This is a genomic window from Olavius algarvensis spirochete endosymbiont, assembly GCA_900608495.1.
Taxonomy (GTDB): Bacteria; Spirochaetota; Spirochaetia; order DSM-2461; family DSM-2461; genus UBA2779.
Genome location: UWYT01000004.1, coordinates 1 through 11847 on the forward strand (window position 1 = coordinate 1; position 11847 = coordinate 11847).

Consider the following 11847-nt stretch of genomic DNA (forward strand, 5'->3'; position numbering starts at 1 on the left):
TTTGTTCACACATCTTAGACTGACAGCGAAACCGAGATTGATTTATTACATCTTCAAAGACAGTTTCAGAGGCCAACCTTAATGCCTGAAATGCCGGCGCTCGGTTATGGCCATCGCGATGCCCGATTCATCGCATGCGGCGATAACCTCCCGGTCCCGGATGGAACCACCCGGTTGAATTATAGCTCCTATTTTCGCTAACCCCGCGATGCGGATTGCATCATCGAACGGGAAAAAAGCGTCCGATGCGATAACAGCACCTCGAAGCTCCCTTCCCTTCAATGCGAGTTCAACTGCTCCAATCCGATTGGGCTGACCCGTTCCAATGCCGAGTGTCTTTTTTGCCGCTGCAACTACAATTCCATTCGATTTCACGTGCTTCACCACTCGCAGCGCAAAGGCCAAATCCTCAATCTGTTCGTCTGTCGGCTTCATCCTTGTTGGATAAAACCATTCCTCGACGGGAGTAAAATCACAATCAGATTCCTGAAAGCAAATACCCCCACCAACGGGAATAAGCTCCCATCTGTCAGTAGGAAATTGTGGGATGGTAAGAACTCTCAAACCTCTTCTTTGCTTGAAAACTTCCAGCGCCTCCGGGGTTATTTCCGACGCCGCAACGAGCTCCAGAAAATGCTTCACCAGAGAGGATGCAGTTTCCTCGTCCAACAAGTTATTGAAGGCCACTATACCGCCAAATAATGACAGCGAATCGGCCGCCCATGTCTTTTCCCAAGCATCGAAAATCGATGTTCCGAGGGCGGCCGCGCAGGGTGCTGCATGCTTAACCCCAACGCAAGCTATTTGTTCGAATTCGGAAACAACCCGCCAAGCAGCATCGAGATCTCTTAGATTATTGAAACTCAAATCCTTCCCCTGATGCTGAATGAACTCGCTGAGCGTTCCAAAATTGGGCCGTGTAACAGGCAGATACCATGCTGCCCTTTGATGCGGGTTTTCGCCGTAACGAAGGTTGCTCTCTTTTCTATAGGCAAGTTCAAGTCTATCAGGCAAATCGTTGCCCCCTGGCTTAGGTGCGGCGCCTCTATCAGATATCGAAACTATACTCCCGCATGACTCCGAACCATTTCCCGGGGTGATATCAGCCTGCGCATCCATGCTTTTCAGGAATCGTGCAGCGATTGCATCATCATAGGCACTGCAGAGGGCGAAGGCCTTTCCAGCCAGTCGCCTCCGAGTTGAAATGCAAAGTCCGCCATTTTTCCGCCACTCATTTATTGTCGCAGAGTATTCGCCAGGGTCTGATATCACAACAACATTGTCGCAGTTTTTGGCGGCGGCTCGAATAATGGTTGGTCCACCGATGTCTATAAAATCCACGAGATCCACTAGCGATAAACCCTCTTTCGCTTTTTCGACAAAGGGGTAGAGATTCACGACAACAACATCGATTGGGTCGATTTGGTTCTGTTCCAAAAACTCCATGTTATGCCTGTTTCCTCTTCGAGCAAGGAGGCCGCTGTGGATTTTGGGGTGCAGAGTTTTCACCCGTCCATCTAATATCTCGTCCGCGCCTGTGTACTTGGAAACTTCGCTTGCTTTCACATCCGCCGCCACGAGCGCAGCAAAGGTTCCTTCAGTCGAAATTATTGAATGCCCAATTTCCATCAGGAAGCGTGCAATGTCTACTATCCCGGTTTTATCATATACGCTAAGCAATGCGATTTTTTTCATTGGCCAGTCTCCGTCGCTCTTATGATGAGAGATTTTTTTGTAGCTGTCGAGTTAGCTCCAGCTTCATTTGTGCGTGCTTTCTTCGATTAATATCAAATGAGAGAACTGATGTAGACACTAATCAGAGTAGAGTGCAGCGCATCCATATAACCCGATTGGAACCGGAAGTTTGGCAAATATGCCGGCACCAGACAACTATGGTTCACTCTATGAAGTCAAATAGCTCAAACAACTCGATCCGAGATGTCAGCGGAAATATATTTTTTGGTTAGCTATTCCCTCAATTTTGGAAATAAATAATAATTAGTTTGTGTTCTTTTGCGCTCACAGTAAGGAAGACACTTCTCCCGAAAGTTGGCATTCACTTGAAAACCACCTCGAGGGCGTTGCACGCCGAGCTGCAGATTTCGCAAAGTCTTTCGGAGCTCAGCAATGGGCTGAGATTGCGGGACGCACTCACGATCTGGGAAAAGGAACTCGCGCCTGGCAAGCCTATTTGAGAAAAGTAAATGGCGTTGAAGATGAGTTTTCCTCGTATTACAAGGGACATCCGAAACATGCCGATGTAGGAGCGTGCCATCTCTATCAGTCTTCCAAAGAGGCCGGTAAGCTTCTAAGCTACACGGTTGCCGGTCATCATGGAGGACTACCCTCCTGGGAAGGTGAGAGGGCTGGAACCGGACTTAAGGCACGTTTGCAGGAAGAGAATCCCAACATTGAAATTCCGCTTCCATCGTTGGATTTCCCAAAAGGACTTCCCTTTGACATTTCTGACAACAAAAGATTTGGCTACCAGCTACAGTTTTTTACTCGGATGCTGTTCTCGTGCTTAGTAGACTCGGATTACTTGGATACGGAACAGTACCTGGATGCTGACAAGGCCGTTAAACGAGGAATCTGGCCTGCCCTTGAAGTACTCTACGATCAGTTTTGGACTTCATTTAACAAGCTGAGAAATGAAGCTGATCCCAGCTTGCAGATCAACAAACAACGCGAGTTTGTTCTGGATGATTGTATAAAGGCAGCTAAGCAAGAACCCGGACTCTTCTCCTTAACAGTGCCCACCGGTGGAGGGAAAACCCTGGCTTCTCTGGCTTTTGCCCTGGAACATGCAAAGAAGCACGGTAAAGAGCGAATAATCTACGTTATTCCCTTCACAAGCATCATTGAGCAGAACGCCCGTGTCTTTAGAAACATGCTGGGAGAAAATTCAGTTCTGGAGCATCATTGCAACTACATCCATGATAACTCGGACTGGAAAACCCGTCTGGCCACGGAGAATTGGGATGCCCCCATAGTGGTAACCACAAATGTTCAGTTCTTTGATTCATTTCATAATTCCCGTCCCGCTCGCTGCCGCAAGCTTCACAACATTGCCCAGAGTGTTGTGATTTTCGATGAGGTGCAGGCCATCCCGGTAGAAAAGCTCAAACCCTGTCTTGAAGTAATTAGAGAACTCTCTCATAGCTACGGCGTAACCTCCCTTCTTTGTACAGCCACCCAGCCGGCTTTGGGACATTCCGATCATTTCAAATCGGGGCTGAAAAATGTTAGGGAGATTGTGCGGGATGTGACCACTCTTTTCACCAATCTAAGAAGAACAGATGAGACTTTCATAGGAGAACTGGATATCGAGGATGTAGCGGCTAAACTGTCTGATTGCCGGCAGGTACTCTGCATAGTTAACACCCGTAAGCAGGCACTGGAAATATATAAGGCCCTGCCGGAATCAGAATATAATTTCCACCTTAGTGCCCTTATGTATCCGGCTCATCGGACAGAAATTCTAAATAAGATTCGAAAGCAGTTGGAAAACCACCGTCCATGCCGCGTGATAAGCACTCAGCTTATCGAGGCCGGAGTGGACGTGGACTTCCCCTGTGTCTATCGGGCGATATCAGGAATCGACAGTATTGCCCAAGCGGCCGGGCGATGTAATCGGAATGGGAAGAGTAAAACAACTCAACCTGTTTTCATTTTTCAGCTTCCTGAAAATAGAAGAGCTTCCTATTTCCGTAAGGCCGCTCAATCAGCCGAGAAGCTGTTTGATCGTTTCTCCGGTAGGTTAACAAGCCCCGAATGCGTCAAAAAGTACTTTAACGACTATTTCTGGAAGAATGAGCAGCAAATGGACTCTGATAGTATCCTGGCAAAGGGCCATCAGTCAGTAAGAGGCGAGATACCATTCAAAGAAATCGCTGAATTCCAAATGATTGAATCGGCGGCCGTGCCTGTTATTATAGCCCTTGAGGCTGAATCCCTGAAGCTGGTGGAATCCCTGGAGGACTCAAAGCAGACAGGAGGAGTCCTTCGCAGTCTTCAGCAATTCACGGTTCAAATCTATCCTTATCAACAGGAAGAAATTCAGGAATGGCTGGAATCTCCAGCAAAAGGAATTTTCGTTCTTAAAAACAGTGAGCTTTATTCGAAGCAAACCGGTTTGCAATGCCGCTCTCCCGAGGGAGAAGCTTTTATTCTATAGGAGGCGCTGATGAGTTATGGAATTAAGCTGAGAATTTGGGGAGATTATGCCTTATTCACTCGCCCCGAAATGAAGGCGGAACGAGTTTCCTATGATGTGATAACCCCCTCGGCGGCCCGGGGCATTTTGGAGGCCATCTACTGGAAACCTGCCATCCGTTGGATTATCGATCGCATCCATGTGCTTAAACCCATAAAATTCGAAAATATCCGCCGGAATGAATTGGCAAATCGGGCCTCTATAAACAAGAAGGACATGGAAGGGAAAACACTGGTATGCCGCTTTATCGAAGATGATCGTCAACAGCGGGCCTCGCTAGTACTTCGAAATGTTGAGTATGTAATTGAGGCTCACTTTGAATTAACGGATACGGATGATCAAAACGAGGGAAAACATATTGAAATATTCAAACGAAGAGCTCAAAAAGGACAGTGCTTCCACCGTCCCTATTTCGGCTGCCGCGAGTTTCCAGTGAATTTTGAATGGTGTGAAACCATTCCGCCTTCAGAATTTGCCAATCAGGATGAACAGAATCTGGGTTATATGCTGCATGACATAGACTTTGCCGACAAGATGACACCTCATTTTTTTCGGGTCCTGATGCGGAACGGCGTAATCGACTGCCATCAGAAGGTGGTATCGTGATTCTTCAATCCCTGATAACCCTTTACGACCGCTTATACAAAGAACAACACGAGGATTCGGAAAATGAAGGGGCAAAAATACCCCCATTGGGCTTCAGTATGGAAAAACTTGGCTTTTGCATCAACATAGACAGGAATGGAAATCTTATAGGAAATCCTGAAGATATAAGAGGGGAAAAAAGTGCCCAGAGTTACAAATACAGGCTTTCCGAAGTCCCTTATTCCAATCACGTAAATGTCCGTTCAAATAATTCCTCTACAACTCCAAACTTCATGGTGGATAGGGCGGACTATATTTTCGGTATGTCCGGTGCTTCACGGAAGAATGTGCATCAAAATTCTTTTAGAGAGTTGATAGATGAAGTATGCGGCAACTCACAGGATGAGGGGGTTCTGGCTGTCAAATCCTTCTTGAGAAAATGGGATCCGTCCAAATCAACTTCACTCCCTTATTGGCAGGAAATTTGCGGCAAGGATGGGAAATGGGTGGCATTTAAGCTGGAGGGAGATAGAGGCCTTGTTCATGAACGCCCCGAGGTACAAAAACTGTGGGAAAACTTTGTCGGCCGCAAAGAGTATCGCCGAGGAATTAGCCTCATTGATGGGCTTACTCACCCTATTCAAAACAAATACGCTCAATTTTCCTTCGGTGCCGGAGCCTCTTTAGTGTCCTTCAACAAAGCGGCTTATGAATCCTACGGAAAAAGCAGGGGAGAAAACGCGCCCATCTCGGTGGAAGCGGAATTTAAAAGCTCCACGGCTTTAAAATACCTGTTTCGCAGCGAAACCCAGTGTCTGCGAATAGGGGATGCCACGACTGTTTTTTGGACAGAGAAAAAAACACCTGTTGAACCCTTTCTTGGAAAGATTATAAATCATCCGAGGAGTGAAGATGGAATAGAATCCGTGCAGAAGTTCCTGGAAGCGGCTAAGAAGGGATTTCTGCCCAATGCTAAGGATGGAGAGGTGAAATTCTATATTTTGGGATTGGCTTTGAATCAAGGGAGGCTGGCCCTCCGTTTCTGGTATGTTTGCTCAGTAGAGGAACTGATGCGCCGACTTGGAAATCACTTCAAACATCTAGAGATTGATAAATCTTCAGAACGAGATATTGAATATCCGGGAGTCTGGGATTTGCTGAAGGAAACGGCCCGGGAGACCAAGGATATTTCTCCAGTTCTGGGAGGGGCCTTGATGCGCGCTATTCTTACTGGTGCTCCATATCCCATGAGCCTCTACCATGGAGTAATGGGGCGCATTGGTGCAGATGGTCGCATCAACTATTTAAGAGCTTCCATACTGAAAGCGGTATTGGAGCGAAATTTTAACAAGGAGATTCGTATGCCATTAGACACAAAAAATCTGGAAACGGCCTATCTACTGGGCCGGCTCTTCGCTGTATTGGAAAAGGCCCAGCAGGATGCTTTGGGAAACATCAACACAACTATTAGAGATAGCTTCTTCAGCGCCGCCGCATCAACTCCGGGCAGCGTTTTCCCCAGACTGCTTCAACTCTCTCAGCATCATATTAAAAAGGCCGAGTATGGATTAATTTCCGATAAGAGAATTGGCGAAATAATGGAGAATATCAAAGGCTTCCCCCCTCTCATGGACTTGAAAGATCAAGGGCTTTTTGCCATCGCCTACTACCAACAAAGAAATGAAAATTATAGGAAGAAAGAAACTGCTACCGAAGGAGAAAACAATGAGCAAGCCGATTGAAAACCGCTATGAATTCGTATTATTATTTGATGTCAGAAACGGAAATCCCAATGGGGACCCCGACGGAGGTAATTTGCCTCGTATCGATCCGGAAACCGGTCATGGGATTACAACGGATGTCTGTCTCAAGCGCAAGGTGAGAAACTATGTTGAACTCTTACATGAAGATAGTTATCCCAACAGCATATATATCAAGGAGAAAGCCATACTAGCCGAACGGCGGAAGCCCGCCTATGCCTCGGTGGAAGAAGTGAAGGACAAATCGGAAAAGGTGAGTAAGGCACGAATCTGGATGTGCAGGAACTTCTTTGATGTCCGCGCGTTCGGAGCGGTAATGAGCACAAAGGTCAACGACTGCGGGCAGGTCCGCGGACCGATTCAGCTCTCCTTCTCACGGAGCATCGATCCGGTTGTCCCCTTGGTGGCCACCATAACGCGAATGGCTGTTGAAACCACAAAAGAAGCCGAAAAACAATCAGGGGACAATCGTACCATGGGGAAAAAGGCCTATATTCCCTACGGGCTTTATCGGGTTCACGGTTTTATTTCCGCACCCCTTGCAAAGCAGACAGAATTCTCCGAGGAAGATTTAAAGCTGTTCTGGCAAGCTCTGATGAATATGTTTGAACACGATCATTCCGCATCGCGGGGAGAAATGGCCGCCCAGAAACTGATTGTATTCAAACACGATTCCGAATTGGGCACTGCCCCTGCTCAGAATCTTTTTGCTCTAGTGAAAACTGAACGTATAGATAAGGAGAAGCCCCCCCGTTCGATTTCAGATTATAGAATAACTGTCGATACGGAATCCGCTCCTCAGGGAGTTGAAGTAATCGCAATGCTCTAGCATATCAATATGCCCTATTCCGAAGAGGAATTCATAATGCTCTCCTCCCTCCAGCACTACACCTTCTGTCCCAGGCGGTGCGCCTTGATTCATAAAGACCAGTGCTGGGCGGAGAATTACCTTACTGTCAAAGGCGATCTCTTTCACAGCCGGGTGGACAGTTATCCGATCGAAAAGAGAAAAGGATTCCGAACGGAATTCTCCATGCCAATTTGCTCTTCCGAGCTGGGTATTGTGGGGAAAGCAGATGTTGTTGAAATTCGCTATCAGGGTAAAGAGATCCGTGAGGTATACCCCGTGGAGTACAAATCGGGAAAGCCCAAACACAGCACGGGAAACGAAGTGCAGCTATGCGCTCAGGTTTTATGCCTGGAAGAAATGATGGGCATAAGTATTGAGATAGGATATCTCTACTACGGTAAGGATAGACGGCGTATTCCTATTGAGATGAGCCAAAATCTCAGAGAAGAAGTTGCCCACACGACCCATAGCATCCATCAGATGCTTCGGGAAGAACAGCTGCCCCCTCCCATTAAAAAACCCCATTGCAAGTCCTGTTCTTTGAAGGAGGAATGCCAGCCCAATCTTTCGGCAAAGCCGAGAGCCGTTCGAAGCTGGATCAACAGAATCTTAGACAAGGAAGGGGGGGCGCTATGAGGCGCCTGTTTAATACGCTTTTCATTACCACACAAGAGTCTTATCTGGCTCGGGAACGAGAAACCATCGCAATTTACATAGGAGAAGAGAAGAAGAAATTTCCCCTGCATAATCTAGACGGAATCATCTGTTTCGGGAATATACGACTCAGCCCATACTTAATCGGGGCCTGTGGGGAGAAGGGAATCACCATCAGCTATCTAAGTGAGAATGGCAAATTTCTTGGGCGCTTCAGTGGGAAAGTGTCGGGGAATGTCCTTCTGCGGAGACAGCAGTACCGTTATGCTGATTCACTCCAAACCTCGGCGCAAATCGCAGGAAATATGATAATCGGAAAAATCTTCAATATCAATTCGGTCCTCAAGCGTTTCCTAAGGGATCATTCTGAAAAAGATAAGAAGGGGCAGATAGAGAAAACCATATCCCATCTCAAAACCTCCCTTAACCACATGAGAAAAACTCCCGGATTGGAGATTGTGCGAGGAATTGAAGGAGATAGCGCGGCTGCATACTTTGCTCTCTTCGATAACTTGATTATTCAACAATCTGAGTATTTTACCTTTTCAGGACGGAGTCGCCGCCCTCCCATGGACAAGACTAACGCGCTACTCTCCTTTGTTTACACATTGTTGTATCACGATATGATTTCAGCCTGCGAATCTGTTGGACTTGATCCAGCAGTGGGATTCCTCCACAGGGACAGACCCGGACGCAATAGCCTCTCTCTGGACCTGATGGAAGAATTCCGTCCTTTCTTCGCCGACCGTCTGGTACTCTCCTTGATTAATCGGCAACAGATCAACCAGGGAGATTTCAAAAAGTATGCCAGTGGTGCTGTATACATGAAGGAAAATTCCCGGAAAACAGTTATTGAAGCGTATCAGAAACGGAAAAAGGAAATTATTACTCATCCTTTTCTGAAGGAAAAAATGCCGTTGGGATTGCTTTTCTATTATCAAGCTCTGTTGCTCTGCCGATTTATCCGGGGAGATCTTGATGAATACCCCCCCTTCCTCTGGAGATAAACCATGTTGGTATTGGTGAGCTATGATGTTTCAACCGGAGATTCACTAGGAGCCAGGAGGCTTCGGCGTGTAGGAAAGATTTGTGAAGATTATGGTCAGCGAGTACAGTACTCCCTTTTTGAATGTCTGGTAGACCCTGGACTTTGGCTCAAAATGAAGAAGAAATTAGAGAGTGTTATTGATTTTGAAAAAGATAGCCTTCGGTACTATTACCTGGGGAGTAATTGGAAACGCAAAATAGAACATGTAGGAGCAAAACCCTCCTATAACCCGGAAGGGACTTTGATTGTATAATTCATCAGTGTTTTCCCTCAAAGTGTCGGCGCTTCAGCTATTATGCATTTTTTTGAATTTCATGAATATTCCAAGTAATCTCAGCAAATAATTCACTGCGCGAACATAGCAGAAACAGAAAAATATGGGCCGTTCGCAAAACTTGTAATCTATGTTATAATAAGCATTTATAGAATTTAGATCTTTGACAGAACAGGATAGGGACAATATATGGAAGAGGTTCATGAATTCGAGACACTATTTCATTGTACAGAAATGAAGTATAATGAAGAGGTCGCACCCCTCGCGGGTGCGTGGATTGAAACCGAGACAACGCGGGGGGCGAGTGGGTTACCGTTGTCGCACCCCTCGCGGGTGCGTGGATTGAAACATAGATTATGTATTGACAGTCGAGCGCGCCGCCAAGTCGCACCCCTCGCGGGTGCGTGGATTGAAACGACGGTATATGTACTAGACATAGATCACCAACTTTCGCGTCGCACCCCTCGCGGGTGCGTGGATTGAAACTCGGATATACGAGATACGCTAATAGATCAGATCACGTCGCACCCCTCGCGGGTGCGTGGATTGAAACAAGGTTATAACTCGACGACAAAATCACATCATTAACGTCGCACCCCTCGCGGGTGCGTGGATTGAAACATAATTTAGCTAACTTGACCCCCGACGACAAATTGTCGCACCCCTCGCGGGTGCGTGGATTGAAACATACTGGACCGCCCCGAGTAGATCGGGCCCGCCGTCGCACCCCTCGCGGGTGCGTGGATTGAAACCTACAAGGGATTACTGATCGGATAGCAGATACTTGTCGCACCCCTCGCGGGTGCGTGGATTGAAACTGAGCTTGATAATATTGTCTCGGTCGGCGGTCGCAGTCGCACCCCTCGCGGGTGCGTGGATTGAAACGTGCAACTCGCCAGATCCAATTTCGCGCCCCTCGTCGCACCCCTCGCGGGTGCGTGGATTGAAACTGCACGATCCAGTCACTTATTCGCCGGCCGCCGGTCGCACCCCTCGCGGGTGCGTGGATTGAAACATTATTAATATTTTCGTTCTGGTCCTCGGCATCCCGTCGCACCCCTCGCGGGTGCGTGGATTGAAACGCTTGAGAATTTTCATCAGTGGGTGAGGCTCTCCGGGATGTCGCACCCCTCGCGGGTGCGTGGATTGAAACTTAAGATCCGTGGTTCGGCTGGCATTTTGTTTAATCGTCGCACCCCTCGCGGGTGCGTGGATTGAAACCGCCAAGTTGCCAGACTCGCCAGATTGCCTGGCGTCGCACCCCTCGCGGGTGCGTGGATTGAAACATCAAAAAACGCCGCGAAAAACCGAGAAAACCCGTCGCACCCCTCGCGGGTGCGTGGATTGAAACCCAAGTCTCGATGTCCGCCTTGATATCTGCTCGGCGTCGCACCCCTCGCGGGTGCGTGGATTGAAACTGGGGCCTACTTGGCCAGTTGAACTATTAGGATGTCGCACCCCTCGCGGGTGCGTGGATTGAAACTTGCCCGCCGCAACAATCCGCCCAGAGGCAAGGATGTCGCACCCCTCGCGGGTGCGTGGATTGAAACTCCTAAATCCTGCCTGCTGCAGGCCGTGTCTGACGCCGTCGCACCCCTCGCGGGTGCGTGGATTGAAACTCCGCAGCCGGAAAGCAGATGGAACAAAGAGGACGTCGCACCCCTCGCGGGTGCGTGGATTGAAACAGCCGGGACCAGCGATAAAGGTTTTGCGGATGGTGTCGCACCCCTCGCGGGTGCGTGGATTGAAACTAAAGGGGCTCCACGGCAGTTTCGCACTGCGAATGTCGCACCCCTCGCGGGTGCGTGGATTGAAACCATACATACCACCCTCGCGGATTAATTCTTCGATTGTCGCACCCCTCGCGGGTGCGTGGATTGAAACGGCCTAGCTGAGATTACAATAACTAACACAGATTCGTCGCACCCCTCGCGGGTGCGTGGATTGAAACACCCACCTAGCACTGCTGATTAACCTATCAATAGTTGTCGCACCCCTCGCGGGTGCGTGGATTGAAACATATCTTTTTCTCCTGTTTTATCATCTTATGAAGTCGCACCCCTCGCGGGTGCGTGGATTGAAACTACAGGGCCATCGCAAAAAATACGCCTACCCTCGTCGCACCCCTCGCGGGTGCGTGGATTGAAACTATCATCGAGGCGCCGCGGAGCAGTGGAGATGACGTCGCACCCCTCGCGGGTGCGTGGATTGAAACCTAACGGGTAGCATGACTTGACATATAATAAAGGTGTCGCACCCCTCGCGGGTGCGTGGATTGAAACAGCATTTTCGCATACGAGTAGATATGCGCAGTGATGTCGCACCCCTCGCGGGTGCGTGGATTGAAACCTCGATCGTTACCCCATCAACCTGTGTAGTATCTCGTCGCACCCCTCGCGGGTGCGTGGATTGAAACCGCCCGAGTAGCTCGACCTGATAAGGTCCATTATGTCGCACCCC

The 11847-nt window shown here is 48.5% G+C and carries 8 protein-coding genes and 1 CRISPR repeat array; of the genes, 7 read left to right on the forward strand and 1 reads right to left on the reverse strand.

Translation table 11 applies throughout. The features are described 5' to 3' along the window. Window positions 1–78 precede the first annotated feature (78 nt). The gene (purH, locus tag S1OALGB6SA_RS00025; protein ID WP_124032142.1) at window positions 79–1695 is read right to left on the reverse strand and encodes a bifunctional phosphoribosylaminoimidazolecarboxamide formyltransferase/IMP cyclohydrolase; all 1617 of its coding nucleotides are present in this window, start codon (window positions 1693–1695) and stop codon (window positions 79–81) included. Window positions 1696–2005: 310 nt separating this feature from the next. Between purH and cas3 the strand changes: the two genes are divergently transcribed. The 7 genes from cas3 to cas2 are packed head-to-tail and all read left to right on the forward strand — an operon-like array spanning window position 2006 to window position 9366. Next, window positions 2006–4177: a CRISPR-associated helicase Cas3' gene (gene cas3 / locus S1OALGB6SA_RS00030; RefSeq protein WP_124032143.1), complete on the forward strand. Its 2172-nt coding sequence runs from the start codon at window positions 2006–2008 to the stop codon at window positions 4175–4177. Between the two features lie 9 nt (window positions 4178–4186). Then, window positions 4187–4822 carry a type I-C CRISPR-associated protein Cas5c gene (cas5c, locus tag S1OALGB6SA_RS00035; protein ID WP_124032144.1) on the forward strand — a complete coding sequence of 212 codons (636 nt, stop codon included), beginning with the start codon at window positions 4187–4189 and terminating at the stop codon, window positions 4820–4822. Next, entirely contained in the window at window positions 4819–6543 is a 1725-nt protein-coding gene (cas8c, locus tag S1OALGB6SA_RS00040) for a type I-C CRISPR-associated protein Cas8c/Csd1 (protein ID WP_124032145.1), read from the forward strand. The genes cas5c and cas8c overlap by 4 nt, the downstream gene beginning before the upstream one ends. Continuing rightward, complete coding sequence (cas7c, locus tag S1OALGB6SA_RS00045; RefSeq protein ID WP_124032146.1) at window positions 6527–7390, forward strand: type I-C CRISPR-associated protein Cas7/Csd2; 864 nt, start codon at window positions 6527–6529, stop codon at window positions 7388–7390. Before cas8c ends, cas7c begins: the two co-directional genes overlap by 17 nt. A 9-nt stretch (window positions 7391–7399) precedes the next feature. Further along, window positions 7400–8047 carry a CRISPR-associated protein Cas4 gene (gene cas4, locus S1OALGB6SA_RS00050; protein WP_124032147.1) on the forward strand — a complete coding sequence of 216 codons (648 nt, stop codon included), beginning with the start codon at window positions 7400–7402 and terminating at the stop codon, window positions 8045–8047. Beyond that, window positions 8044–9072: a type I-C CRISPR-associated endonuclease Cas1c gene (gene cas1c, locus S1OALGB6SA_RS00055; RefSeq protein ID WP_124032148.1), complete on the forward strand. Its 1029-nt coding sequence runs from the start codon at window positions 8044–8046 to the stop codon at window positions 9070–9072. Before cas4 ends, cas1c begins: the two co-directional genes overlap by 4 nt. A 3-nt stretch (window positions 9073–9075) precedes the next feature. Then, complete coding sequence (gene cas2, locus S1OALGB6SA_RS00060; protein WP_124032149.1) at window positions 9076–9366, forward strand: CRISPR-associated endonuclease Cas2; 291 nt, start codon at window positions 9076–9078, stop codon at window positions 9364–9366. Window positions 9367–9639: 273 nt separating this feature from the next. After that, window positions 9640–11803: a CRISPR direct-repeat array (repeat unit 32 nt; unit sequence GTCGCACCCCTCGCGGGTGCGTGGATTGAAAC). Window positions 11804–11847 lie beyond the last annotated feature (44 nt).